The organism is Ensifer adhaerens (assembly GCF_028993555.1).
Classification (GTDB): domain Bacteria; phylum Pseudomonadota; class Alphaproteobacteria; order Rhizobiales; family Rhizobiaceae; genus Ensifer; species Ensifer adhaerens_I.
Genome location: NZ_CP118610.1, coordinates 826,084 through 852,071, shown reverse-complemented (window position 1 = coordinate 852,071; position 25,988 = coordinate 826,084). Strand labels below are relative to the sequence as shown.

The window sequence follows — 25,988 nt, the reverse complement described above, 5'->3', positions numbered from 1 at the left end:
AGATCATCTCTTCACGTCCCAGGAGGTTACACGTTCTCCAGTCACCGGATCCTTGCCGTCCTTGATCTGGATCCCCTGTGCGAGAAGATCGTCGCGGATCTTGTCAGCCTCGGCGAAATTCTTCGCCTTCAGCAGTTCCAGGCGGGCGCGGACGCGGCTGTCGATGTCGTGCACCACGGCTTCATCCAGCTCGACCGCTTGTGGCACCACGCCGATCAGCGCTGCACTGGCGGCGAAGATGCCGAGCAGTTTCGGATCGGCCGCTGCCTTCTGTGCCAGGGCATGGAGCGCCTGAATGGCCGCGACGGTGTTGAGGTCATCCGCAAGTGCGGCAACCACGGCCGGATCGGCCTCACCCTTTGCGTCGCCCGGCACCGGCCACTTGGAAAGCAGGTGTTCCGCTTCCTCCAGCCGCTTGACCGAGAAATCGATCGGCTCGCGATAATGCGTCATCAGCATGGCGAGCCTCAGCACGTCGCCCGGCCACTGGCGGCCGGCGAATTTCTCGGTGTGCAGCAATTCGTAGATGGTGACGAAGTTGCCTTCGGACTTCGACATCTTGCGGCCTTCGACCTGCAGGAAGCCGTTGTGCATCCAGACATTCGCCATCACTTGCGTGCCGTGGGCGCAACGCGACTGGGCGATCTCGTTTTCATGATGCGGGAAGATCAGGTCGAGCCCGCCGCCGTGAATATCGAAGACCTCGCCGAGATAACGGCTGCTCATTGCCGAGCACTCGATGTGCCAGCCCGGACGGCCCCTGCCCCACGGACTGTCCCAGCCCGGCTCGTTGTCGGCCGAGAGCTTCCACAGCACGAAGTCGCCGGGATTCTTCTTGTGCGCCTCCACGGCGATGCGGGCGCCGGCCTGCTGTTCGTCGAGGTTGCGCTTTGAGAGCTGACCGTAGTCGGCCATCGACTTGGTGTCGAACAGCACCTCGCCGCCCGCTTTATAGGCATGCGCCTTGGCAAGCAGCTTCTCGATGATCTCGATCATCTGCGCGATGTTGTCGGTCGCCCGCGGCTGCACGTCCGGATCGAGGCAGCCGAGCGCCTTCGCGTCCGCAAGAAACTGCGTTTCGGTCTTCTCTGTCACCCGCCGGATCGCATCATTGAGCGGCAGGGTCGGATAGTCACGCAACGCCCGCGCGTTGATCTTGTCGTCGACGTCGGTGATGTTGCGCGCATAAGTCACGTGTTTTGCACCGTAGGCATGGCGCAGCAGCCGGAACAGCACGTCGAAGACGATGACCGGCCGGGCATTGCCAATATGCGCGTAGTCGTAGACCGTCGGCCCGCAGACATACATGCGGACGTTGTCGGGATCGATCGCCCGGAACTCGACCTTCTCCCGCGTCAGCGTGTTGTACAGCTTCAATGTCGGCGCTCCGCCCATTCCCATTCTCCAATACGCATACAACCGTCGAACTACGGCGCCCGGGAGGCCCGCGCGTTTGTCATCTTGGATTTTAGGAGACGAAAACGGCCAGGCCAGCGGGACGCTAGCGAATAATCTTCCGGCAGATAATGCAGATAACCGTTTTCATGCGACCACTTATCGCGCGTCACCCGATTTCGGTCAAGAGGTCAGCCGCATGCAAGCACAGTCGGTTAGCCACACAGAATCGGCGGCCATGGATTTGTCATGATTAGGCTTATCTGGGAGCGCCATGCGGAAAACAGATTCGCGGTGTAGTTGGTTCTGCACCACGGGTTCCTGTTTCCGGAGAACAGGGAGGAGCATCGTTTTCGCGCCAAAAGACGAAAACGGAATGTATCCGGTTCAGGACAGCATCAAGGAGTGAGTGCAAGTGAAAGCCGCAAAGACCAAAGATATCGCCAAGCCTACCAATCTCGTCGAACAGTACCGTCCGCTCGGCCTGAAGGCCGTGCTCGCCGCTGCGCTGCAAGCGAAGGGAAAGCCTGCGACCAAACTGACCAAGCGGCCCGTCTGATCGCTGGGTTGTTCGTTCAAAACAGCGACATCTGCCCGCTGTCGGGCATGTCCGGTTTGCTTTTGCCCTTGGGCTGGACACCCAATACCGTCTTGGGTGTCACGGCGTCCTGGATGTCAGGGCCGGTATTGGCAACCTTGTTGACCCTGTCGGAAACAGGGATCGCCTCGAAGTAATCCTCAGCCACCGGGCCGAAGAGATCCGCGACTTCGCGCGGCTCCTGCGTCTTGCAATCGAGCCAGCGGGTAAAGTCCTCGGGCTGGATGACGACGGGCATGCGGTCGTGGATCTGTCGGATCGAGGCATTCGCCGCCGTCGTTAGGATCGCAGCGGTGTCGACCTCGGAACCGTCGGCTGACGACCAGGTTTCCATTAGCCCGGCAAAGGCGACGATACCGCCCTTTCGCGGGCGCACCCAATAGGCCTGCGACGGCTCGCCGCTGCCTTTCGGCGGCCGACGCCATTCATAGAAGCCGGAAGCCGGTACCAGCACACGGCGGTGCCGCATGGCGGCGCGAAACGACGCCTTCTCGATTGCCGATTCGGCGCGGGCATTGATCAACAACGGAAAATCGCGCGGGTCCTTGACCCAGCCGGGCATGAATCCCCAGCGCACCAGCACGGCGTTGCGCTCCGGCAAGTTGCTGCCGGGCTGCGCGCGCTCGCCTGCAACCACAACCATGATCGGCTGTGTCGGCGCGATGTTGAAGCGCGCCGGAAAGTCCTCGCCCTCCAGCAACGCAAACAATTCCAGCAATTCTTCCGGCGTCGCCGTCAGCGCAAAACGTCCGCACATGACATCGATGTGGCACTTCACGTAGGATGGGTCAACGTTACCGAGGCAATTTGATTCCCGATGTCGACCAAGCCTGAACTCGCCTCCTCCGTCATTCTCGAACGCGACGGCCGTTACCTGCTCGTGCGGCGGGCCAATCCGCCGTCGGCCGATATGTACGCCTTTCCCGGTGGGCGGGCGGAGCCCGGGGAGACGCCGGCCGAAACTGCGCTTCGCGAGCTACTGGAAGAGACGGGCATCACGGCCCGCGACCCCGTTCTGTTCGAAACCTACGATCTGCCGGGCAAGGAATCGGAAGGACGGCATTTCCTGCTTTCCGTCTTCAGAGCCGAGGCGAGTGCCGACGCGGTGGCCATAGCCAGCGACGATGCGGCCGGCCTTGGCTGGTTCACGCCGGCCGAGATCTTTGCCTTGCCGATCCCCGACAGCGTGCGCGAATGCGTGGAAAGGCTCGCGCACACCGACACCGAATCGGGTCGCCGCCTTGAAACCGCCGTCAATTCGGGCTTGGTGAAGCCATGATCACTGCCCCGATCCTCGCGCGGCTTGCCCTTGCCGGCTTCGCGCTGACGGCCGCCACCGGTGCGGCGGCGCAAAAAACGCCGCCGAAAGAAACGGCAACCACCGAGGCTGCAGCCCCTGCCCCTGCCGTCGTGGAAGAGAAACCGACTCCCTACGACCAGAGGTTGCTAAGACTTTCCGAAATCCTCGGCTCCGTTCACTACCTCAGAAACCTTTGCGTCAAGGAGCCGGAGGATGTCTGGCGCCGTTCAATGCAGGAACTGATCGACAAGGAGACGGCCGACGAGGTCAAACGACGTGAAAGAATGACGGCCGCCTTCAACCGTGGGTATCGCACCTTTGCCTCTGTTTATACGGCCTGCACGGGGCCGGCGATCGTCGCGGAGGAGCGATATCGTGCCGAAGGCGCAACACTTGCGTCAGAAATCGTCGCCCGCTTTGGAAATTAGCAATAAATTAACCTCTTTTCTCACGACCCCGTGTCGTTTCGGGAAAAGGCTGCTAAGTTCGTTAAGAGAGTGGTAAGAAGTGGCGAGTCCGTCACGGTCGTTCAGTTGGAGTTCAGCCGGACGGCCAAAGAATGAACCGCTTGCACAATGGAAGTCGCATGGAACGAATGATGGAACCAAGCCTGACCGACATCGATGACATGATCGTCCACGAGAAAATGCAGGCTGCGCTGGAACACCAGAGCGAGGCCTGGGCGGACGGCATGGCTGATGGTATCGAGCCGGAAATCATCGCCGATGCGGCCATCGCACTCGCCATGCGGGAAACCGTTCGGCTTCATGGAGAAGATGGTGCGGAAGCGATGCTCAATTCGCTTCGCGAACGCGTCCTCGCCGGCGAATTCTCGCCCCAGCGCACGCTTCAGTAATATCAGGACTGCCCGATGCATCGGAATCTTGCAAACCGGACCGTTCCGGTTCGCCTCGCCACGCTGCTTTTGGCCGGTGTCGCCTTGACCGCCCCGGCAACGTTCTCTCCCGCCTTTGCTCTCAGCGAGTTGCAGGGCGAGCAACAGCCCGCTCCTGCCCAACAGCCCGCTGCCGGTGACCAGAAGGCGGCACCGCCTGTGGCCGAACCCGTCGCGGAAGAGTCGGACGAGGAAGAAAAGCTTCCGCTCGAAATTCCGATGCCCGACCCGCTGATCAACAAATCAGCGACGGCCACCAAGGACGAGGCCCCCGCGGCCGAAGAGCCGGAGGCGGACGGGCCTGTCGAGGTTCTGACCGACGTTTCCAAAATACCGGCGCCCGTTGCACGGATGCGTGAGCTCATCGTCGAGGCAGCTGCTTCCGGCGACATCGAGCGCCTGCGCTCGCTGCTTGGCAAGGGCCCGACCCAGACCCAGGTTACCGGCGTCACCGGCGACGAAGACCCGGTCGCTATTCTCAAGGGACTTTCGGGCGATCAGGAAGGTGTCGAAATCTTGGCAATCCTGCTCGACGTTCTGTCGACCGGTTTTGTGCTGGTGGACAAGGGTACGCCGCAGGAAGCCTATGTCTGGCCCTATTTCGCCGAAAAGAAGCTCTCAACGCTGACGGCACCGGAGAAGGTCGACCTGTTCCGGCTGGTCACGGCCGGCGATTTCGCCGACATGGAAGAATTCGGCAGCTACAACTTCTACCGCGTCGGCATCATGCCGGACGGAAAGTGGAAATTCTTCATCGCCGGCGATTGACCGCCGGCGACCGAGCTTGCCGATCTTCTCCGAACATCCTACCTCTTCGCCGAGAGATCGCGACGGTGCCCGCTCGAGTCGACTGGGACTGCCGACGTGATCGGTGTTTGTTGTACGCATTTCCGGACACAAGACCTCTACGTAGTGTTGGCGGAAATGCTCTAGGTTAGAGCGGGTTCCCACCCCGCCGAGCAGGATTCGAACGATGCCCAGAGTTCGCCTCGACGACCGCGCGATTGTCGCCGTCTCCGGCAAGGACGCGGAAGATCTCCTCCAGGGATTGATCACCACCGATCTCGACGCGCTGGCGCCCGACGAAGCGCGTCCCGGCGCCTTGCTCACGCCGCAGGGCAAGATCCTGTTCGACTTCATGATCTCCCGTGACGGTGACGGCCTTAGGCTGGAGACCGCACGCGAACAGGTGGAAGCGCTGCTCAAGCGTCTGGCGATGTACAAGCTTCGCTCGGCGGTGAACCTTTCGATCGATACATCGGCCGCCGTCACCGTGATATTTGACGAAGCCGCACCCGATGGCGCCTACCGGGATCACCGGTTCGAGAAGGCGGGGATAGCACTCTTTCGCGCTTATAGCGATGCAGCCGGCGATACGGCAGGCGTCGAAGAACTCGAGCGGCTTCGCATCGCAGCGGGTATCGCGAGTGCCGGCAGTGATTATGCGGCACAAGATGCTTTTCCGCATGACGTGCTCCTCGACAAGAACGGCGGCCTTTCCTTCAAGAAGGGCTGTTACGTCGGCCAGGAAGTGGTGTCGCGCATGCAGCACCGCAGCACGCCGCGGCGCCGGATAGTGATTGTTGCAGCTGAAACCGCGCTTCCCCCAACGGGAACGACGATCACGGCCGACGGCAAGGCCATCGGCACACTGGGCACGGTTCAAGGCAGGTCGGCACTCGCGATCGTGCGCATCGACAAGGCCGGCGAAGCCATGGCCCACGATGTTCCGTTGCTTGCCGGCGAGGTGCCGGTGAGATTGGTTCTGCCCGAATGGACCGGGCTCACCTTCCCGACAAGCGCCGACGAGGCAAGCGCGTGACGACGACCCGCGCCTGGCAGCGCATGCTTTCCGGCCGTCGGCTCGACTTGCTCGACCCGTCGCCCCTCGACGTCGAGATCAGCGATATCGCCCATGGCCTTGCGCGCGTTGCGCGCTGGAACGGCCAGACCGCCGGCGACCACGCTTTTTCGGTGGCACAACACAGCCTGATGGTCGAAGACATCTTTCGCCGCAGCAACAAATGCAGCACCGACGATTGCCTGCTGGCGCTCCTGCATGACGCGCCGGAATACGTGATCGGCGACATGATCTCGCCGTTCAAGGCAGTGGTCGGCGGCGGCTACAAGTCGGTGGAAAAGCGGCTCGAAAGCGCCATCCACCTGCGCTTCGGCCTGCCGGCGCATTGTTCTAAGGAATTGAAGGATCGCATCAAGAAGGCCGACCATGTGGCTGCCTATTTCGAAGCGACCGTGCTTGCTGGCTTTTCCGTGGAGGAGGCGCGCAAGTTCTTCGGCCAACCGCGCGGCATTACCCGCGAAACGCTGTTGATCGACCCCTTGCCGGCCGTCGAGGCGCAACGGCTGTTCACGGAACGCTTCCAGGTTCTGGAAGCTGAGCGCCTGCCGGCGCGCGCGGAAATCTGACATGCCCCGTATCGTCGTATCGCCGCTTGCCCGCATTGCCGAAATGGCCGTCCGCCATGGCTGCACCGAGATGATCAGCCTTGTCGCCAAGGGCCAGGACTTTCATCGCCCCGGCGTGATCGCCAAGGCGCGGCATCTGACGCTCGGCATGAACGACATCACCTTTGCCGGCACCGGCGACCTCATCGCGCCGCAGGAGGATCATGTCCGGCAGATCGTCGCCTTCGCACGAGACTGGGATCGCGCGCGGCCGTTGCTCGTCCATTGCTGGATGGGCGTTTCGCGTTCGCCCGCGGCCGCGCTCATCGCGGCTCTTGCGGCTGATCCAGACCAGGACGACATCGCGCTCGTAGAGCGACTGCGACAGGCCTCTCCCTTCGCAACCCCGAACTCCCGGCTCGTGGAGATCGGCGATGCCGTACTTCAGCGAAACGGGCGGCTGCTCGCCGCCGTCCGCGGGATCGGCCGAGGTGCCGACACCGACGGCAACGCGCCCTTCGTTCTGCCGCTTCTTGCCGAGGGAGCAGCCGTTGCCGATTGAGATGCAGCCGACGACCGTTGAAATCGGCCTCAATGCGGCGATCGTAGCCGTCGTTCAGCGCAGTCCACGGATTCTCGCCGTCATCGAAACCGACGGCGACGCGCGCGACAGCCTGCCTTTCGGCCCCTTTGATCCGGCGCGCCATCGGACCTTCGAAACGAGCCTGCGCGATCGCGTCGAAAAGCGCACGGCGCTCAAGCTCGGCTATATCGAGCAGCTCTACACCTTCGGCGACCGCGGCCGGCAACGGCTTCCGGGCGAAGAAGGCAAGCACATGGTCTCGGTCGGCTATCTGGCACTGACCAGGACCGACGCCGAAAACACCGAGCGGCTCACCGAAGCCGGCGCGCATTGGCGCGACTGGTACGGCTACCTGCCCTGGGAGGACTGGCGGCAGGGCCGCCCGGCAGTCCTCGATCAGGTAATCCTGCCGGGGCTAGCCCGCTGGGAGACGGGCGCCACCGGCGAAGAACAGGCCGCCCGGATCGCCCGTCGTCGGGCGCGCATTCGCCTGGCATTTGGTCTCGACGATTTTCCCTGGGACGAGGAGCGCGTACTGGAGCGTTACGAGCTGCTCTACGAGGCCGGGCTCGTGCCCGAAGCGGTGCTCGACGGCCATGGCAACGGCCACGACGTGCTGACCGTCGGCCAGGCGATGCGCCATGACCACCGCCGCATCGTCGCAACCGCCATTGCGCGTCTGCGCGGAAAGCTCAAGTACCGGCCGGTCGTCTTCGAACTGATGCCACCGGAGTTCACGCTGACAGATCTGCAGGCGACTGTCGAAGCGATCTCCGGCCGCCACCTGCACAAGCAGAATTTCCGCCGCCTCGTCGAGGGCGCGGAGCTGGTGGAACCCACAGGCATGACGCTTTCGTCCACCGGCGGGCGCCCGGCCGCCCTCTTCCGCTTCCGACGCCAGATCCTCGACGAGCGCCCTGCCCCGGGCCTCAAGGTTGGCGGGCGATGATTGCGGATGCCGGCTGTCGAAAATCGGCGCTACGTCTAACAGATCGCGCAAATCGCACTACATTCTAGGCCATGACGCGGGTACGGGACGCGTCCATCGCGGTGCGAATGGGTTCAGCTTCCGCACTGCCCATGACGGAGGTGACAACCATGCTGCTCGCACTGACCCTGCTGACGTCGCTGCTCGGCACCTCGCCCCAGTCGGGTATCGACGAGAAGCCAAAGATGCCCGACTACTTCAAGAACCAGCAGGGCGGCGGCATGCAGCCGCAGAACTCGATCTGCAATCTCAACAGCCAGGACACGAACGGGCAATTCAAGACCTGCCGCTACGATTGCGGAACGCAGATCACCGTGGGCGAGCGCTTCGCCTGCCCGTTCATCATGCAGAGATAACGCGCTGGGTGAGCTTGGCGTTACCGGTTGATCACCACATCGAGGCCAATGTCGAGCGTTGGAGCCGCCATGGTGATCTTTGAAGTCGAGATGTAATCGACACCGCTTTCGGCAATCGCCCGCACCGTATCGATCTTGACGTTGCCGGAGGCCTCGAGCCGGGTCCGGCGGGCGTCGAGCGCGTAGGCATCGGTGGAAAGCTGCCAGAACGCCTGGTTGACGGCGACGGCTTCGCGCAGCAACTCCGGCCCCATGTTGTCGAGCATGATGACGTCGGGCTGGGCAGTCAGCGCCTCTCGCATCTGATCGAGACCGTCGACCTCGATCTCGATCTTGACGAGATGGCCGCAATAGGCGCGCGCCGCGTGGACGGCGCTCGCAACACCACCGGAAACGGCGATGTGGTTGTCCTTGATCAGCACCGCGTCATCGAGCCCGTAACGGTGGTTGGAGCCGCCACCGAGGCGCACGGCATACTTCTCGAGCGCGCGCAGGCCCGGGATGGTCTTGCGGGTGCAGCAGACTTTGGCGCGCGTATGGGCGATCTCGTCGGCGAATTTCGCCGTGTAGGTGGCAATGCCCGAGAGATGCATCAGGAAGTTCAGGCCGACGCGCTCGGCCGACAGCAGCCCGCGGGCGCGGCCGGAGATGCGGGCGATCGCCGCACCCGGCGCCACCCGGTCGCCATCGGCAACCAGTGCTTCGAAGCGGATCGACGGATCAACCAGGCGAAAAGCCGCCCGGGCCAGATCCAGTCCGGCAACGACGCCGGGATCGCGCGCATTCATGCCTGCCGTTGCCGTCAGGTCCGGCCCGATCGTCGAGAGCGTGGTGATGTCTCCGGCGCGGCCGAGATCCTCGATCAGCGCGGCACGCACCTGGTCCTCGATCATCAGTGCGGGCAATTCAGGGCGGAGGGCTGCGGTCATGGTTACTGGTCCTGATTTTCAATTAATGGTGGCCGACAATGTCGGCCACGCTTACGCCGCTTCTGTCTCTGCCAGCTCCTGAGCCAAGCGATTGGCGTCGGCGAGCGTCAGATAGGTGCGTCGGCGCCATTCCGGCCGCTCCGAAGGGCAATCGGCGCGGAAGTGGCCGCCGCGGCTTTCCGTGCGACGAAGTGCGCCAACAGCAATCAGTTTGGCGGTCGTGATGATGTTGGTGAAGCGCATACGGCCGTTTTCGCGCTCGAGCACCGCGATCTCCCGGATCGCCTTCATCAGGCTCTCGCGGGTGCGGATCACGCCGACGCAATCGCTCATGACCTGGCGTAGAACCTTGAGCTGCGGGCTGTCTTCGACGGTCACCGGATCGTCGTTCTCACCGGCATTGTCGCCCCATTCGGTGAGCTGCGGCGTCGGCAGCGTCCCCTTGATGTTTTCGGCGATGCGCGCGGCAAAGACGACCGCTTCGAGCAGCGAGTTGGAGGCGAGGCGGTTGGCGCCATGCACCCCGGTCGAAGTGACCTCGCCAGCAGCCCAGAGACCATCGATCGAGGTGCGACCTTCGGCATCAGTGAGCACGCCGCCCATGTGATAGTGGACCGCCGGGACCACCGGGATCGGCTGCGTCACCGGGTCGATACCGGCGGCCATGCACGAGGCATAGACGGTCGGGAACATTTCGGGGAAATGCTTGCCCACCGCCTTGGTGCAATCGAGAAAAGCGCCGCGCCCGGCCTGGACCTCAGCGTAAACCCCGCGGGAAACGATGTCGCGTGGCGCGAGTTCGCCGTCGGGATGGATGTCGAGCATGAAGCGATGACCGGCGGCATTCAGGAGATGAGCACCATCACCACGCAGAGCCTCGGTCGCAAGCGGCGCCGGATCCTTGCCGATGTTGATCGCCGTCGGGTGGAACTGCACGAATTCAGGATCGGCGATGATTGCGCCGGCGCGGGCGGCCATGCCTACCCCCTGCCCGCAGGCTTCCCACGGATTGGTGGTGACGGCATAGAGGTGACCCACGCCGCCGGAGCAGAGCACGACGGCGCGCGCCGGAAACGAGACGCGCTTCTTCGACTGTCCGGCATCGGGCCTCGCGATGACGCCTGAGATGAACCGGCCCTCGCGCACGAGTTCCTCGACGACGTAACCTTCGATCACGCGGATCGACGGCGTCTTGCGGACCGCTGCGATCAATGCTTCCATGATCGCCTTGCCGGCCATGTCACCCTTGACGCGGACGATGCGACGTTCGGAATGCGCCGCTTCGCGCGAGAGCAGCAGTTTGCCTTCAAGGTCGCGGTCGAAAGGCACGCCATATTCGAGCAGGTCATGGATACGCGCCGGGCCTTCGGCCACCATCATGCGCGTCATCTTCTCGTCGACGATGCCGGCGCCAGCAGCGAGCGTGTCGGCGACATGTTTCTCGAAGGTGTCGCCCGGGCTCATGGCAGCGGCGATGCCGCCTTGCGCCCAGGCTGACGAGGCACCATGGCCGATCGGCGCGGCGGCCAGGATCGTCACCGGCCTCGGGCTCAGCTTCAGCGCGCAGAAGAGCCCGGCCAGGCCGCCGCCGACGATGACGATGTCGTCAATCCCGTTGAAGGATTGCGGGCGAAAATGGTCGGTCAGCATGTTTCATTCTCCTCCAACGCGCATGCAGAGTTTCCATATTCTACAGCGACCTTTGCGCGCCTGATAAGGCGCGCGGCGCTGTAGGCCGGGCGAACCGCCAGGCAGATATTGTTACTGCTTGAGGTTCACCATGCGTTCGACCGCAAGGCGGGCGCGATCGGCGATATCAGGATCGACCAGAACCTCCTCCGTCATGTTGAGCAGGCTGTCGAGGATCTTCGGCAGCGTAATGCGCTTCATGTGCGGACAGAGGTTGCACGGCTTGACGAACTCGACGCCCTCGATCTCGGCCTGGATGTTCGAAGCCATCGAGCATTCGGTGACGAGCAGCACCTTCGACGGACGGTTGTCCTTGACGTAGTTGATCATGCCCGACGTCGAGCCGGCAAAGTCGCACACCGCAATCACATCCGGGTGGCATTCCGGATGGCCGATGATCTCGATGCCCGGATTGGCTTCCTTGTAGGCGAGCAACTCGGCCGCAGTGAAGCGCTCGTGCACTTCGCAGTGCCCCTTCCAGGTCAGGATCTTCTTGTTGGTCTGGCGGGCGACGTTCATCGCCAGATATTCGTCGGGGATGCAGAGCACCGTATCGGATTCCAGGCTCTCAACGACATCAAGCACGTTCGACGAGGTGCAGCAGATGTCGGTCTCGGCCTTCACGTCGGCTGACGTGTTGACGTAGGTGACGACAGGAACACCCGGATAGCGCTGCTTCAGCAGACGCACGTCGGCGCCAGTGATCGATTCCGACAGCGAGCAACCAGCCTTGGCATCGGGGATCAGCACCGTCTTTTCCGGGCTCAGCAGCTTCGAGGTCTCAGCCATGAAGTGCACACCGCACTGGATGATGATCTCGGCATCGACCTTACTAGCGTCGCGGGCAAGCTGCAGCGAGTCGCCGACGATATCGGCGACGCAGTGGAAGATGTCTGGCGTCTGGTAATTGTGCGCGAGGATGACGGCGTTGCGCTCTTTCTTCAGCCGGTTGATGGCGTGGACGTAAGGCGCATAGACAGGCCACTCGATCGCCGGGATGAAGTCCTTCACCTTCTCGTAGAGGTGCTCCGTCTCGCGCGCAATTGCCGGCGTGAAAGCAAGCTCGGGTCTTTCGATAATGCCAAAGCGCTGGGCGGCGCTTACAAAAACCGGGTTCGCCACGGCCTGCGTGCGGGAATCAAGTTGCGTCATCGAAGGCTCCTCTCCGCCCCTCTCTCGGGCGGCCCTTCAATTATGCTCACTCTGAGCATAATTGAACCAAAACAAAAGCGGCAAAGCCGCATGGGTTGATTTAGAAAGTTTTGTGACAGAATTCAAGAATGAAGCGCCGCTTTTCGCGGCGCTTCCGATTTCGATGAGTGATCAGGCCATCGCCGGCCGCGCCACGCCCTTTTCCTCAATCGGCCAGTGGACGATCGCGGCGAAGATACCGAGCGCCACGCCGAGCCACCACACCGGATCGTAGGAACCGAAGTGGTCGTAGAGGTACCCGCCCATCCACACGCCCAGGAACGAGCCGACCTGGTGCGAGAGGAAAACGATGCCGCCGAGCAGGCCGAGATGTCGCGTGCCGAACATGATGGCGACGAGTGCGTTGGTCGGCGGCACGGTCGAAAGCCAGAGCAGGCCCATGACGATCGCGAAGATGATCACCGAAGTCGGCGTCTGCGGCAGCAGCAGGAAGGCCGTCACGGCCACCGAGCGGGCGATGTAGATCAGCGCCAGGAAATAAGGCTTCGAGTAGCGCTGGGCGATGAAGCCGGCCGATAGGGAGCCTATGATGTTGAAGAAGCCGATCAGCGCCAGAGCGATCACCGCATAGCGCGCGTCGATGCCGATATCGCCGATATAGGCCGGGAAATGCGCGGTGATGAAGGCGACCTGATAGCCACAGACGAAGAAACCGGAGACCAAGAGCAGATAGCTCTTGTGGCCGAGCGCCTCCTTCAACGCCTCGCCGATCGACTGCTTGTATTGCGCCTCGCTCTGGCGACCGGACGAGGCATTGCCACGCAGAGGGATCGCGAAGAACGGCACCAGCAGCATGAGGACGCCGAGATAGACCAGACTATCCGACCAGCCATAGGCGGAGATCAGCCCCTGGCTCAAGGGCGCAAACAGGAACATGCCCGCCGAGCCGGCGGCGGTGCAGATGCCGAAGGCGAGCGACCGCTGGTGCGGCGTGACGTTGCGGGCAAAGGCCGAGAGCAGAATGCCGAAGGACCCTGAACCAACCGCCATGCCGACGAGCACGCCGCCGCCGATATGCAGCCAGATCGGCGCATTGGCAAAGGCCATGATGAACAGGCCCGCAGCGTAGAGAAGGCCGGACATGGCCAGCACCCGCCACGTGCCGAACTTGTCTGCAATCGCGCCGAAGAACGGCTGGCTCAGCCCCCAGCAGAGGTTCTGCAGTGCCATGGCAAGGCCGAAGGTCGTCCGGTCCCAGCCGGTGTCGGCGAGCATCGGCAACTGGAAGAAGCCCATCGCCGACCGCGGGCCGAAGGTAAGCATCGCAACGATCGAGCCGGCCGAAATGATCAGCCAGGGCATCTCCTGGCGAGCACTGGACGGCGCGGATGCTCCGGAAACAGCGGACATGAAATATCTCCGATTGAAGGACCGGCATCCTAGGCGGCTGCTAAAACAGATAAAAGCCAATTATATTGACGCCGCGATCACCGGAATTGATACCGCCAGGATTTCTCCATCAAGCGGCGCTGCGGAACCGGTTGCGAAACTCTCTGGGCGTCATGCCCTTGGCCACCTTGAACTGGCGGTTGAAGTTGGCAATGGAGCGATAGCCCACGTCTTCGGCGATATGAGCGATCGATCGTCCAGAGCCACTGAGCAGCGCACAGGCTTCGCCAATCCTGAGCCGCATCAGATACTCCGACACCGGCATGTTGAGGTGGCGCAGAAACAACCGATGCAGGCCAGAAAGGCTGAGTGCGGCGAGGTCAGCGAGGTCGTCCATCGAAGGGTTCTCGCTGTAGTTCAGATGGATATGATCGAGCACTCGGTCGAGGCGGCCGCGATCGACCGATCGGCCTGACGGCGTAACGACACGACTGGACAACAGCGCCACCTGCTGCTCGCGCGCCAGGATCGTCAGCAGAGACAGGACATCCGGCAGCCGTTCCTCCGGCCGCAGCCGGCGCAACCCTTCGAACAGCGGCCGCACCCGAGCGGCCACTTCCGGAGTGAACTGCAAGCCCGGGGCGGATCTTTCGAACATTGCCTTGACGGCGGTGAGTTCGACGAAGCCCTCATCCAGACGTTCCACCCATTCCGGATGAAACCAGAGCACCAGTGCCACATGCGGTTCAGCCTCGTCGAGCTTGCCCGAGGAGTGCCAGGTATGCGGCAGGTTGGAACCGACGAGGACGAGATCGCCGTCGTCATAGGCACCGATATGGTCACCGATGAAGCGCTGGCCCCGCGAGTTAAGCGTCAGTGTCAGTTCGAACTCCGGGTGGTGGTGCCACTGGAAAGGGATGGAATCATCGAGACGGCGGTCGAGCAGGATCGACGAAGCGTTGGTCGCCCGCGGTATCTTCTGCAAAACAGCCTTCATGTTGCATGCCTCCGCCTCATCACGCCAGAATAGTATCAATCTTGGCATGCACTGTGCAACATGGCCCCGGCGGAACGGTTACGCTTTCTCCATCGACCAATGGACATTCAAGGCGAGGAGACATTCATGCAGGCGCTCAGAGACAGCCACCCGACAGCCACCGATCTCAAAACCCAGCTGAAGGACATCAAGAAGCGGCTGCCCTTGCGGGTGCTTTCAGAAGCGGACTGGCAGCACTGGATCACCAAGGGCTATGTCATCGTGCGCCAGGCGGTGCCGCCGGCCAATGTCGAGCGCCTCGTCGACCTGCTCTGGCGCTTCGACGAGAAGGATCCTGCCGATCCTTCGACCTGGTACGCGCCGCAGCGACGCGAGCACAAGATGAAGGAACTCAACAACACCGGCATGCTGGAGATCTACAATCACCAGTATCTCTGGGACAATCGCCAGGAACCGCGCATCTACGGCGCCTTCGTCGACATCTGGGACCGCGAGGACCTGTGGGTGACGATCGACCGCGCCAACCTCAATCCACCGAAGAAGATCAAGGGCAATCCCAACGGCTTCATCCATTGGGACGTTGATACCTCCATCCGGCCGCTGCCGATCGGCGTTCAGGGCGTGCTGAGCCTGAAGAAGCAGGACGGCGATGTCGGCGGTTTCCAGTGTGTGCCGGAACTGTTCGAAAACTTCGAAAGCTGGGAGAAGACGCAAGCTGCCAACCGCGACCCGATGCACCCGGACATGACCGGCTTTTCGACCGTCAACATCGAGATGGAGGCCGGCGACCTGATGATCTTCAACAGCCTGCTCGCCCATGGTGTGCGCCCCAACCATTCCGACGGCCGCGTGCGCATGGCGCAATACATCTCGATGCATCCGGCGGAATGGGACAATGTCGCCGAGCGCGAGGAACGGGTGCGGCTGTGGCGAGAGCTCGATCATCCGAAGCGCGACGCCTTCCCCGGCGATCCGCGCCAATGGGAGAAGCACAACGCCTCTCCCCCGAGCCTCTCGGATCTCGGCGCCAAGCTGCTCGGGATCACGCCCTGGGCGTGAGATGCAAAGCTTAAGCCGAGGCCCGCACCTTCATCGGCCAGCGCTCGCCGCGTCGGCCGGTGACCTTGACCTCGTCACCGAGTTTCACGGTGCCTTCGCTGCGCGGCACCGCGTTCCAGCCGAAGAGCACGCCGGGCACGCGCCGATCGGAGGACATGCGCTTTTCCGCCAGCCCCTGGATCGGGTTGCCGCCGATACGCTCACCGGTGATCTGGTCCTGCGTCGTCATGATGCAACGGGCGCAGGGTTTGACGAGATCGAACCGAATGCCGCCGATCTCGACGCTTTCCCAAAAGTCCTCCTCCCAGGCGTCGTCGCAGTCGACAAGGATGTTGGTGCGGAAGCGATCCATACCGACGGGCTCCTGGCCTTTTTCGGCGAGCGTCCGGTTGAGGTCGGCGAGCGATCCGGTCGTCGTGATCAGGATCGGAAAGCCATCGGCAAAGCCGACGGGCGCCGCCGTCCCTGCCCAGTCGGCACCGACAAGCCGTTCGGCCGACGCGTCCATATGCGCAAGCTTGACCGGCCTGCCGAACCAGGCCGACAACGTCGCGTTGGCCGCGTCGTCGGATATGGCAGCGTCAACCTCGCTGCCCCAGACGACGACATTCAGGCGGCGATCGGGATCAAAGCGCACCGAGAGTTCATCCCCACCCTTCTTCAGATGCACGCCGCCATCGATGTGGCTGGCTTCAACCTCCGCCAGCGCCTGCAATTCGCGCTGGGTGATGAAGCGCCCGTCCGGTTCGACCAGCATGAAGCGCCGGTCGCCTTCGACGCCATCGAAGTTGACGACGACCGTCTCTCGGGCGATGGCGCGGCCGCTTTTCAGCGGATGGATGTTGAGGCCGGTCACCTTCATGGGCAATTCCTTCGTGTTCAGAAACTGATTCATGCGCCTGCCGATCCGATTCACCAGGCGGCTGCAATCCGTTGAAAGGCCTAGATCATTTCTCGGTTTGATGGAAACGGAGAAATGTTCCGATGCAATCTGCGCGCCGCGATGCCGCGCGAAAACCGCTTGATACGGGCGCGGGTCTAGATTTCATCCAGCATCATGGAAAGCACATCGCGCAGTCGCTGCTCACGCTCGGTGGCCAACCGACGGCCTGCCTCCGTCTTGAAGCCGTCCGCCAGCCGGAAAAGCTTGGTCTCGAAATGATCGATGGCGAAGGCCTTGTCGTCGAGTTCCCTCGCCTCCGCCAGCGGATCGAGCGGGTCGTACAGGCCGCTGCCCATGCGCCCGGCGATGTAGAAACACCGGGCAGCGCCGACCATGCCGATCGCATCGAGCCTGTCGGCGTCCTGAAGGATCCTTGCCTCCAGCGTCTCCGGCGCGATGTTGGCAGAGAAGCTGTGGGTCAGGATGGCATGCGCCACTGCGGCAGTATCTTCTGTATCCCAGCCGAGTTCCTGCAAGATGCCTGTCGCCTTCTCCGCCGCCAGCCGCGATGCGCGCGCGCGCAAGGGCGAGTTCTTTTCGACGGAAACGCAATCATGCAGCAGGACCGCTGCGGCGAGCGAGCGCGCATCGCCGCCCTCCTCCGCGTGGATGCGGACGGCATTCTTCCAGACGCGGATCAGATGCGCCGCATCATGCGAGCCGTCGTCTGCGGCAAAGGCGTGTGGCAGCAGTACCGCGGCCAGTTCTTCATGCGGCGCGAAGGCGGCCGCCAGTTTCGAAATATGTGTCATGACGTCCTATGGCTGTTCGGCCGGATTTGTCGATGCCGACGATGCGACGCCAACGCCGGAGAGAATCTTCTGATAGAAAAGACCTATCCCGATCAGTACCCCGCCAAGCCCGATGAAGGACAGGGCCCGCAGGAAACCTTCGAGGTTGGACATGTCGATCAGGAACACCTTCAGGACTGCGACAAAGACGAGAACGGCCGAGGCGATGCGGATGCTCTTGGCATGGAAACGCGAACCAAGCACGAGCAGCAGCACGCCGAGAAGCAGCCAGACGACGGAATAGGTGTAGGTTTCGCCCTGCAGGAAGCCCTTCCAATCCGCAAGGTTTTCGCCCTGCCAGGCACGGCGGACCGTGAGGCTCGCCCAGGCGAACGCAAGAACCGCGCCGCTGACGGCGAGCGCCATGACATAGGGCAACGGCCGCTTGTCGCGCGCATACCAGGCAAGGCCCGCATAGCCGAGCCCCGGCAGCAGATAGCCGATCAGCAGGAGATCGAAGAACGGGATACGTCCGAGAAGCTCACCGCTGAAGTAGGGATTGAGGCCGAAGAGGTGCGCCGAAAGAACCGACAGCATCGAGAGCACCCCGAGGCCCATGCCGCCATAACGGAAGACCGGGCTCGGCGACTTCATGTCGAGGCTCATGAAGATCGCCGAAGCGCCGATTGCGAGCAGCGTATAGATCGATTGTTCGCCGAGCGTCGGTACCGCGCTGTCGAGCACGCCGCCGTTCATCGCATGACGCACGAGGATCGCGAGCGTCAACAACACGAAAAGGCTGGCAAGTGCCTGCAGGAGATTGCGCACCCGCGTGCCAGGCCATGACCTCAGGAAATAAGCGGAAGCGGCGAGCAGTGCGGCGGGAATGCCGTAGCCCGGCAGGAGCGCGTTGAAGACAGGCGTCGTGCCGAGATTGTCGGCACCGACGATCGTCGGCTCCCAGGCGATGCGCCCGAGAACGACCACGGCCGCAGCACCGGTCATCCAGGGCAGGATCGGCCAGGCGCGGATGCGCGTCGCGAGCGCATAGGCGGTTCCGAGCACGGCAATCGCAAGCGTCGTGACCAGTCCATTGGTCCAGGCATGAAGCGCAAGGACAAAGAACGCGAACGAACCGGCCACCAGAAATCCTGCCGCCGTGTCTCGCGCCTCCGCCTCCCCGCCGCGTCGATAAAGCCATTCCGCCAGCGCGAGCTGCACGGCACCGAGGATGAGCGAGAACAGACCGTGCGGCAGGTCGAAGGCATAGTTGCCGGTCATCAGGAACGACATGGCCGTCAGGGCGATGGGGACGACGGCGGCAAGACCGGCCCAGAGGGTCGAATAGTGCGGATGGGTGACGAGACGGCGCGATAGCACGAAGCCGCCGAGCAACACGAACAGCGCCGCAAGCAGCATCGCGGTGACCATGGCAGTGCGGCCGGGCAGCACGATCGTCGGCAGAGCGTCGGCCAAAGAGGGATCGAGATAGGCAAGCACGCCGCTCAGCGCCGTCAGGCTCCAGACGCCGGTGACGGCGCCGACGGCGGAAAGTACGGCGGGATAGACCGCCGTCGCCCGCCAGGCTCCCAGAGCCGCCAGGGCAGCAATGACAACGGCAAACTCGGTCACCGGATACTTCACCGCGGCAACGGCCGGGCTGATCAGAAGGAGCGCCAGAACCGTGGCGGCGATGGCCGCGGAAATGGAGATTGCCGCATGCGGCGGGATGAACAGCCGCTCCCAAGGTCCGGCAACGGAGCGAGGGCGCGCGGCCTCAGGCATCTCGGGCAGTTCGGACGCGTCGGACGTTTCGACTACCGGCTCCCGCTCGATTGCTCCCGGCCAGATGAGGCCGGTGCCGGCGATCATGACCAGCAGTGCAAAGGCGACCGGCAAGGGCTCGAAGGGAGAGACCGCACTGACATAGGCAAGGCCCCATAGCCCGATACCGACGTTGGCCAAGGTCGGAACCACGGTCCAGGTGCGCAGCCGCGAGGCCAGCAGGGTCGCCAGCCAGACGACCGAGAGGAAACCGAAGAGGACCCAGGGGCGCGGTTCGTCGCTCGAGACGAGTGCCGGGGTTGCAAGCGAGGCAAGCAGACCGAGACCGGCGAGCGCCTGCCCATGCAGCAGCGACAGACCGACGATCGCAAGCGAGATCGCGGCCAGCAGAACGAAAGCCGTGCCCGTGCCGATATAGCCGTAGATGCCGTAAGCGGCATAGGCGACGCCAAAGAGGGTGACTGCACCGGCAGCCGTCAGGATGCCGGGAATCATCGCATTCTGGAATTCATCGGCGATGACAGGCATCGCCCGCCTGCGAATGATCTCGCCCGCCGCCATCAGCAAGAGGCCGAACAGGGCGGCAAGCGTGAGGCGAACCGCCGGGCTCAGGAGGCCGGCATCGATCGAATATTTGACCATGAAGACGCCGCCGAGCGCGAGCGCGATACCGCCGACCCAGACGGCCCAACGCGCGCCGAGACGGCTTTCCAGGCTCTCGGTCCGACGGGCCGGAGCCGGAACCGGCTCGGGCGCTTCTGCGTTGGCGGCAATGGCCTCACCGCCCTCGATGTCATCTGCCGCACTCTTCGCGTCGCCGAAGATCCGGGCACCCTCACGCGCGTCCGTCGCCAGGCCGATCGCAGCTTCCTCGACCGTGTCGGGTTCCAACGGCAATTCCGGCGCGGTGGCAAGTTCTTCGGCCGTTGCCTGGGCCTCAACGCCCTCGCCCGATGCGGTCTTCAAGCTGGCGACCTCCGCCCTCAGCGCGGCAATTTCGGCCCCCAGCCGCTCGGCCGTCTTGCGACCGCCTGCAAAGGCGGAAAGAGCGAGGATAAAGGCAACAAAGGCAAAGAGTTCGAACATGTATACCCCTGACGGTCGCACTGGCGTGCTCGGCGCAACCATACAAACTTTTGCACGGTCACCAAATCGCTACAGCGCGGCGCGTCTTATCAGACGCGCAATGGTCGCTGTAGCACTTTGAATTGCTGCATGTTTTTATCCTGAAATGAAATGGGATTTCAGGAAACATGCAGTAGACGTCCGAGCGCTGTAATCTCTTCACGGAAGTGTCGCAGAACTGTCACCGGGTAGCTGATACAGGCGATTGAGCACCGCCGTCTCGTGCGGTGGTTTCCATCGTTCAACCAGGAGACCCGATCATGGACAAGCATCTCGGCCAGACGGAAGAGACCGAATTCAAGACGCTGACGGAACGCAGGGAAGAGCTGGAAGATATCGGCCATAACTGTTCCACCAACCCGACGATGGGCGACATCATTCATCGCCGTTTCTCGCGTCGCTCGTTCATCGGCGGCTCGCTCGCCGTTGCCGCGATTTCCACGACCGTCAGCCCGCTCGCTCTCCTGACTGCCGAAGAAGCACGCGCCGAGGAAGGCTCACGCTTCGACTTTACCGAGATCGAAGCCGGCGTCGACGAAAAGCACCATGTCGCCGAAGGTTACGATGCCGACATCCTGCTGCGCTGGGGCGACAAGATCTTTGCCGACAGCCCGGAGTTCGACCCGAAAAACCAGACGGCCGATGCTCAGGAAAAGCTCTTCGGCTACAACAACGACTATGTCGGCTTCATTCCGCTCGAGGGCAGCGCCGACCACGGCCTCCTGGTCGTCAACCACGAGTATACCAATGCCGAGCTGATGTTCCCGGCCTTCGCCAGCGTCGTGAAGGAAAAGGTGACGAAGGACGGCAAGGAAATCGAGGAAGAGAAGGTCGTTCTCGGTGAATACAGCAAGGAGCTGGTCGACATCGAGATGGCTGCCCATGGCGGCACGATCATCGAGATCCGCAAGGTCGACGGCAAGTGGCAGCCGGTTCTCGACGGCAAGAACAACCGCCGCATCACGGTCAATACCGAGATGCAGATCACCGGCCCGGCCGCCGGCCATGACCGCCTGAAGACGCCGTCCGACCCGACGGGCAGAAAAGTGTTCGGCACGATCAACAATTGCGCCGGCGGCGTAACCGCCTGGGGCACCTACATGATGGCCGAAGAAAACTTCAACGGCTATTTCGGCGGCGAGCTTGCCGAAGACCATCCGGAATACAAGCAGCTCAAGCGCCTTGGCGCACCGGGCGGCCAATACGAATGGGCCTCGTTCTACGACCGATTCGACGTCTCCAAGGAGCCGAATGAAGCCAATCGCTTCGGCTGGATCGTCGAGGTCGATGCGCTGGATCCGACCTCGGTCCCGAAGAAGCGTACCGCACTCGGCCGTTACAAGCACGAAGGCTGCGAATCGATCGTCAACAAGGACGGCCGCGTCGTGCTCTATTCCGGCGACGACGAGCGTTACGACTATGTCTACAAGTTCGTGACCAAGGGCACCTTCAACCCTGATGATCGCGCCGCCAACATGGACCTCTTCGACGAAGGCACGCTCTATGTCGCCAAGTTCGACGAGGACGGCACCGTCACCTGGATGCCGCTTGTCCACGGCGAAGGCCCGCTGACCGAAGCCAACGGCTTCGCCTCGCAGGCCGACGTGCTGATCAACACCCGTCTTGCCTCTGATGCACTCGGCGCCACCAAGATGGACCGACCCGAAGACGTCCAGCCGAACCCCAAGACCGGCAAGGTCTATGTGATGCTGACCAACAACACCAAGCGCAAAGCCGAAGAAGTCGACGCCGCCAATCCACGCGCAAAGAACGCGTTCGGCCACATCGTCGAGATCACCGAGACCGACGGCGACTTCGCCTCGCTGAAGAGCCGTTGGGATGTGCTTCTGAAGTGCGGCGATCCAGCTGTCGCCGAGGTTGGCGCCTCGTTCTCGACCGCAACCACAAAGAACGGCTGGTTCGGCATGCCCGACAACTGCGCCATCGACACCGACGGTCGACTGTGGGTTTCGACCGACGGCAACAACCAGAAGGACACCGGTCGCACCGATGGCATCTGGGCGATCGACACGGATGGTGCCGCTCGCGGCACGTCGAAGCTCTTCTTCCGCGTGCCGGTTGGCGCGGAAATGTGCGGCCCCTGCTTCAATCCGACGTCGGACACCTTCTTCCTGGCCGTCCAGCATCCGGGCGATGCAGGTCTTGCCACCTATGAGACGCCGGCAACGCGCTGGCCGGACTTCAAGGACGACATGCCGGTGCGGCCGGCCGTCGTCGCCGTGACCAAGCGGGGCGGTGGCCGCATCGGCTGACAAAAGCTGCGATTGGAGCGGAGAACGCCGCGCATAACGCGCGGCGTTTTTGTTTCCGGAATTGTAATTCACGTCGCAATTCCGGACGGAAAACTGCTTCGCACTTTTCCTGGAATTGTGTTTGAAGCGACGCAATTCCGGACGGAAAACCGCTTCGCACTTTTCCTGGTATTGCTTAGCGCCGCAGATTGTCGATCGGGAAGATCGCGCAGGTTTCGGTGCCGTGGGCCAGCAGCTTACCGCCTCCGTCGCGCAGCCAGGCCTCCGACGTCGCGATGGTCCGGCCGCGATGCACGATGCGCCCCTCGCAGAAGACTTCGCCCATATCAGGCAACAGCGGCCGCACCAGATTCACCTTGAACTCGACGGTTGTATAGGCTTCGCCGGGTTTCACCGTGGTGAAGACCGCACAGCCGAGCGCGGAATCCATGATCGTCGCCGTCCATCCGCCGTGCACCGTGCCGAGCGGGTTGAGATGTTCCTCGGTCGGCAAGCCCTTGAAGACCACACGCCCCTCTTCGACTTCGCTTAGCCCGAACTTCAGGGTCTTGGACATCGGCGGCGCCGGCAGTTCGCCGCTCAGAAGGTCCTGCATCACCTTCAGACCGCCGTCGCGGGCGACGCGGTCGAGCGACAATACGCCGATGCCGGATACGGACATGCCGGGATAAAGCTCTTGATACATTGATAACTCCAGGAGATCAGGCGGCGGAGGATTGCGCTTTCAGCGCCTTGAGCGCCGCATGGACAAAGCCGTCGCGCGCGGAGGAAACGTCGAGGCCGCGCGGCTCATAGACATGGCGGTTGAGGAAGAAGGCGGTCAGGCGGAAAGCGGCAGCAAGGCTGTCATGATCGGCGGCCCGGCGTGCTTCGGCGGAGAGGAAATCCGGCAGCGCCAGCATGCGGTCGGCATAACGTTCCCCGGCCGAGCGGCAAACCGCCCTGCCCGATTTCGGCGACACGTAGACAAGCTCGGTGCGGACACCGGTTGCCACACATTCCGTCAGATCGAGCCCGAAACCGAGGTCGTTGAGAACCGCGAGCTCGAAGCGCACGAACAATTCTCCGGCATCGGCCGGATCGGCGAGATGGTCGACGATGACGGTGAGTGCCTCGTAGAGATGCGGATGCGGGTCGCGCTCAGGAAGCAGCCGCAAAAGGGCACCGAGCGCCTGGATGCCATAGACCGAGGTCGCCGTTTCCATCAGCCGTGCGGCCCGCAGTTCCACCGGCTCGATGCGGAACTCGCCCATATGCTCGTCAAGCCGGGCGCGCCAGGTCACTTCCACCGAATTGCCGGGCTGCAGCACCGGCTGCATAGTGCGCGAACGGCCCGAGCGCACCATGCCGAGATGCCGGCCGTGGGCGGCGCTCATGACCTCCACGATGGCCGAGCTTTCGCCGTGCCGCCGTATGCCGAGAATAATGGCCTGATCGCTCCATTGCATGGATATGGCATACACCCACGGTCGAAAGCGGATCAAGCGATGTTGCGTGCGCGAACGCAACAGGACCGACTGTCGCCTTTCGGCCACACTCACTGGTTGCCTCATTTGCGACATGCTGTCGCCGCCCCGACGCCGTCTTTGACATTAGAACGGAAGAGCGGCAAAAGCCGTGCCTCCCGCCCAAAATGACAATCAGCAGGATAACAAATTTCATTATGTGTGTGTCCCGGAACAGCGCCGGCCGCCTGGCGCAGCTCTTCGCCCTTCTTCTCGCCACCTCGACGCTCGCAAGCTGCGTCACCACTTCGGGGCCGGCCAAGCCGAAGGGACCGGACCCATATTATGTGGCAATGTACGGGCCGCTTCCCAACGAAAAATTCCCGCTGGAAGCGATCGACATCAGCAAGGTCGACAAGCGCTATCTGCGCCAGCAGGTCGCCTATCAGACGCACGAGCCGCCAGGCACGATCGTGATCGATACCCAGAACCGCTTCCTCTATCTGGTCCAGGATGGCGGCATGGCAATGCGCTACGGCATCGGCGTCGGCAAGGCCGGCCTGGAGTTCGAAGGCGAAGCGCGGATCGCGCGCAAGTCCGAATGGCCTCGCTGGACGCCGACACAAAGCATGGTCGAACGCGAACCGGAGCGGTACGGCCCGCTTGCCGGCGGCATGGAGCCGGGCGTTCGCAACCCGCTCGGGCCGCGCGCGCTCTATCTCTTCCAAGGCAACCGCGACACGCTGTTCCGCATCCATGGCACGACCGAGGCATGGTCGATCGGCAAGGCCGTCTCGAGCGGCTGCATCCGCCTCTTCAACCCCGATATCATCGACCTCTACAGCCGCGTGCCGCTCGATTCGCGCGTTGTCGTCCTGCAGGCCGAACCACCGATGACCGAGCCCGCCGGCGGCATTCCAATGGCGAGCGCATCGAATGGCGGTCTGCCGCCGGTCTACTGACTTCTGCCTGACGGAATGCGGGGCGCTTACCAGGCGCCCGGCGTCCGCACCATGTGCGCGATGTTGGCCGGGTTCATGATCCAGCCGCCGCGAAAGCCTTCGCCAAGCTCTTCCACTGCATCACAGCGCACGATGCCCTTGGCGGCAAGATGATCAAGCGCGCCCACATGGTCATCGGTAAAGAGTTCGAGCCAGACCTCGGCCTGGCTGAAATTCGAGGCTTCGTCGATCCAGAGCTGGTTGGGTCCCAGCTTGAAGCCGACGGCCGGCAGTTTTTCTTCGATCGGTTCGAGGCCGACCGTGTCGCGATAGAAGGCGACGACTGCCTCGTGTTGATGCGAGGGAACCTTCATTGCGAGATTGATACCGCCTGTGATTTTCGTCATGGCGCAAGCTCCTATCGCCGCTCGACGAGCGCGGCACATCTTTTATGTTTGGATTGCAAGTAATCTCGCTCCCGGATCTGGAGCGGAAGGCCGGCTCGCCGGCTGGCTCAGGCCTGCGGCTCGAGTGCCGGCTTGCCTGAGAGCTCGCTGAGATAATAGCCCTGGCGCAGGTTGATGCCGTATTCGAGCCAGGCCTTCATGCAGGCAAGCATCTGCGACCAGCCTTCGCAGTTGATGTAAGACGCCTTCTGTCCCTGCTCGTTCTCACGCCAACCCTTTTCGGCGATCGTCACCATGGTGGCGCCATCGTCCAGCGCCTGGAAACGCACCTCCACGCGGGTCTGGTAGGGTTCCTCGCCCTTGGAGACCATGGCGTCCCAGCGAAAAACGATCAACTCGTCCTGTTCGACCGCCTCGACCTGGACCGGGACCTCGCCCCACCATTTGACCGTAGCCCCGGCGACCAGTGGCCCGCTGATGCCGCCAAGGGTGACGAAATAGCGACTGAGCTGATCCGGATTGACGACGGCATCGAAGACCTGGGCGACGGGGCGATCGATCCGTCCATTCACACGGAATTCGAAGGGCATCGGATGTTCCTC

Annotated in this window: 27 protein-coding genes; 13 read left to right on the top strand and 14 right to left on the bottom strand. The window is 62.8% G+C overall.

Annotation, left to right across the window (positions count from 1 at the left end):
- Positions 1–3: 3 nt before the first annotated feature.
- The gene (gene cysS / locus PWG15_RS04060) at positions 4–1,395 is read right to left on the bottom strand and encodes a cysteine--tRNA ligase (protein ID WP_275023231.1); all 1,392 of its coding nucleotides are present in this window, start codon (positions 1,393–1,395) and stop codon (positions 4–6) included.
- A 415-nt stretch (positions 1,396–1,810) separates the two neighbouring features.
- On the opposite strand from cysS, the gene PWG15_RS04055 reads away from it, so the two are divergent.
- A complete protein-coding gene (locus PWG15_RS04055; protein WP_275023230.1) occupies positions 1,811–1,954 on the top strand; it encodes a hypothetical protein in 144 nt (47 codons plus the stop codon).
- Between the two features lie 16 nt (positions 1,955–1,970).
- On the opposite strand, the gene PWG15_RS04050 is transcribed toward PWG15_RS04055, so the two are convergent.
- A complete protein-coding gene (locus PWG15_RS04050; protein WP_275024350.1) occupies positions 1,971–2,750 on the bottom strand; it encodes an SOS response-associated peptidase in 780 nt (259 codons plus the stop codon).
- Between the two features lie 60 nt (positions 2,751–2,810).
- Here PWG15_RS04050 and PWG15_RS04045 point away from each other — a divergent pair, with 60 nt between their 5' ends.
- The 9 genes from PWG15_RS04045 to PWG15_RS04005 all read left to right on the top strand — a co-directional run bounded on the left by PWG15_RS04045 (position 2,811) and on the right by PWG15_RS04005 (position 8,521).
- Complete coding sequence (locus tag PWG15_RS04045; RefSeq protein ID WP_275023229.1) at positions 2,811–3,272, top strand: NUDIX hydrolase; 462 nt, start codon at positions 2,811–2,813, stop codon at positions 3,270–3,272.
- Entirely contained in the window at positions 3,269–3,721 is a 453-nt protein-coding gene (locus tag PWG15_RS04040; protein WP_275023228.1) for a TIGR02301 family protein, read from the top strand. Before PWG15_RS04045 ends, PWG15_RS04040 begins: the two co-directional genes overlap by 4 nt.
- Positions 3,722–3,879: 158 nt before the next feature.
- Positions 3,880–4,149 (top strand): hypothetical protein, encoded by a 270-nt coding sequence (locus tag PWG15_RS04035; RefSeq protein ID WP_093232155.1) that lies wholly within the window; start codon positions 3,880–3,882, stop codon positions 4,147–4,149.
- 15 nt (positions 4,150–4,164) lie between these two features.
- Positions 4,165–4,956, top strand: a complete 792-nt coding sequence (locus tag PWG15_RS04030; protein ID WP_275023227.1) for a hypothetical protein — start codon at positions 4,165–4,167, stop codon at positions 4,954–4,956.
- 205 nt (positions 4,957–5,161) lie between these two features.
- Positions 5,162–6,010 (top strand): CAF17-like 4Fe-4S cluster assembly/insertion protein YgfZ, encoded by an 849-nt coding sequence (locus PWG15_RS04025; RefSeq protein ID WP_275023226.1) that lies wholly within the window; start codon positions 5,162–5,164, stop codon positions 6,008–6,010.
- A complete protein-coding gene (locus PWG15_RS04020; RefSeq protein ID WP_275023225.1) occupies positions 6,007–6,615 on the top strand; it encodes a YfbR-like 5'-deoxynucleotidase in 609 nt (202 codons plus the stop codon). The genes PWG15_RS04025 and PWG15_RS04020 overlap by 4 nt, the downstream gene beginning before the upstream one ends.
- A 1-nt stretch (position 6,616) precedes the next feature.
- On the top strand, positions 6,617–7,156 hold the full coding sequence (locus PWG15_RS04015) for a tyrosine phosphatase family protein (protein WP_275023224.1): 540 nt from the start codon (positions 6,617–6,619) through the stop codon (positions 7,154–7,156).
- A gap of 1 nt (position 7,157) precedes the next feature.
- On the top strand, positions 7,158–8,126 hold the full coding sequence (locus PWG15_RS04010) for an NUDIX hydrolase (protein WP_275024349.1): 969 nt from the start codon (positions 7,158–7,160) through the stop codon (positions 8,124–8,126).
- Positions 8,127–8,275: 149 nt separating this feature from the next.
- A complete protein-coding gene (locus PWG15_RS04005) occupies positions 8,276–8,521 on the top strand; it encodes a hypothetical protein (protein WP_275023223.1) in 246 nt (81 codons plus the stop codon).
- Positions 8,522–8,541: 20 nt separating this feature from the next.
- Here the strand turns inward: PWG15_RS04005 and nadC are convergent, their stop codons facing one another.
- From nadC to PWG15_RS03980, 5 genes are all read right to left on the bottom strand, one after another.
- Positions 8,542–9,450 carry a carboxylating nicotinate-nucleotide diphosphorylase gene (gene nadC, locus PWG15_RS04000; RefSeq protein WP_275023222.1) on the bottom strand — a complete coding sequence of 303 codons (909 nt, stop codon included), beginning with the start codon at positions 9,448–9,450 and terminating at the stop codon, positions 8,542–8,544.
- 51 nt (positions 9,451–9,501) lie between these two features.
- Positions 9,502–11,100, bottom strand: coding sequence for an L-aspartate oxidase (locus tag PWG15_RS03995; protein ID WP_275023221.1), 1,599 nt, complete (start codon positions 11,098–11,100; stop codon positions 9,502–9,504).
- Between the two features lie 111 nt (positions 11,101–11,211).
- Positions 11,212–12,291 carry a quinolinate synthase NadA gene (gene nadA / locus PWG15_RS03990; RefSeq protein WP_275023220.1) on the bottom strand — a complete coding sequence of 360 codons (1,080 nt, stop codon included), beginning with the start codon at positions 12,289–12,291 and terminating at the stop codon, positions 11,212–11,214.
- Positions 12,292–12,462: 171 nt separating this feature from the next.
- A complete protein-coding gene (locus PWG15_RS03985; protein ID WP_275023219.1) occupies positions 12,463–13,701 on the bottom strand; it encodes an MFS transporter in 1,239 nt (412 codons plus the stop codon).
- Positions 13,702–13,810: 109 nt separating this feature from the next.
- On the bottom strand, positions 13,811–14,677 hold the full coding sequence (locus PWG15_RS03980; protein WP_275023218.1) for a helix-turn-helix domain-containing protein: 867 nt from the start codon (positions 14,675–14,677) through the stop codon (positions 13,811–13,813).
- A 126-nt stretch (positions 14,678–14,803) separates the two neighbouring features.
- Here PWG15_RS03980 and PWG15_RS03975 point away from each other — a divergent pair, with 126 nt between their 5' ends.
- Positions 14,804–15,736, top strand: a complete 933-nt coding sequence (locus PWG15_RS03975; RefSeq protein WP_275023217.1) for a phytanoyl-CoA dioxygenase family protein — start codon at positions 14,804–14,806, stop codon at positions 15,734–15,736.
- Positions 15,737–15,746: 10 nt separating this feature from the next.
- Here PWG15_RS03975 and PWG15_RS03970 read toward each other — a convergent pair whose 3' ends face one another.
- From PWG15_RS03970 to PWG15_RS03960, 3 genes are all read right to left on the bottom strand, one after another.
- Positions 15,747–16,598, bottom strand: a complete 852-nt coding sequence (locus PWG15_RS03970; RefSeq protein ID WP_275024348.1) for an MOSC domain-containing protein — start codon at positions 16,596–16,598, stop codon at positions 15,747–15,749.
- A gap of 176 nt (positions 16,599–16,774) precedes the next feature.
- The gene (locus PWG15_RS03965; RefSeq protein ID WP_275023216.1) at positions 16,775–17,431 is read right to left on the bottom strand and encodes an HD domain-containing protein; all 657 of its coding nucleotides are present in this window, start codon (positions 17,429–17,431) and stop codon (positions 16,775–16,777) included.
- A 6-nt stretch (positions 17,432–17,437) separates the two neighbouring features.
- The gene (locus PWG15_RS03960; protein ID WP_275023215.1) at positions 17,438–20,281 is read right to left on the bottom strand and encodes a DUF2339 domain-containing protein; all 2,844 of its coding nucleotides are present in this window, start codon (positions 20,279–20,281) and stop codon (positions 17,438–17,440) included.
- Between the two features lie 299 nt (positions 20,282–20,580).
- Between PWG15_RS03960 and PWG15_RS03955 the strand changes: the two genes are divergently transcribed.
- Positions 20,581–22,593, top strand: a complete 2,013-nt coding sequence (locus tag PWG15_RS03955; RefSeq protein WP_275023214.1) for a PhoX family protein — start codon at positions 20,581–20,583, stop codon at positions 22,591–22,593.
- Positions 22,594–22,768: 175 nt separating this feature from the next.
- Here PWG15_RS03955 and PWG15_RS03950 read toward each other — a convergent pair whose 3' ends face one another.
- Together PWG15_RS03950 and recO are read right to left on the bottom strand one after the other, a co-directional pair.
- A complete protein-coding gene (locus PWG15_RS03950) occupies positions 22,769–23,278 on the bottom strand; it encodes a PaaI family thioesterase (RefSeq protein WP_275023213.1) in 510 nt (169 codons plus the stop codon).
- A 16-nt stretch (positions 23,279–23,294) separates the two neighbouring features.
- Positions 23,295–24,041 carry a DNA repair protein RecO gene (gene recO, locus PWG15_RS03945; RefSeq protein WP_275023212.1) on the bottom strand — a complete coding sequence of 249 codons (747 nt, stop codon included), beginning with the start codon at positions 24,039–24,041 and terminating at the stop codon, positions 23,295–23,297.
- A gap of 215 nt (positions 24,042–24,256) precedes the next feature.
- On the opposite strand from recO, the gene PWG15_RS03940 reads away from it, so the two are divergent.
- Positions 24,257–25,000, top strand: a complete 744-nt coding sequence (locus PWG15_RS03940) for a L,D-transpeptidase (RefSeq protein ID WP_275023211.1) — start codon at positions 24,257–24,259, stop codon at positions 24,998–25,000.
- A gap of 26 nt (positions 25,001–25,026) precedes the next feature.
- Here PWG15_RS03940 and PWG15_RS03935 read toward each other — a convergent pair whose 3' ends face one another.
- Complete coding sequence (locus tag PWG15_RS03935; protein ID WP_275023210.1) at positions 25,027–25,386, bottom strand: hypothetical protein; 360 nt, start codon at positions 25,384–25,386, stop codon at positions 25,027–25,029.
- Positions 25,387–25,493: 107 nt separating this feature from the next.
- Positions 25,494–25,976 carry an SRPBCC domain-containing protein gene (locus PWG15_RS03930; protein WP_275023209.1) on the bottom strand — a complete coding sequence of 161 codons (483 nt, stop codon included), beginning with the start codon at positions 25,974–25,976 and terminating at the stop codon, positions 25,494–25,496.
- Positions 25,977–25,988 lie beyond the last annotated feature (12 nt).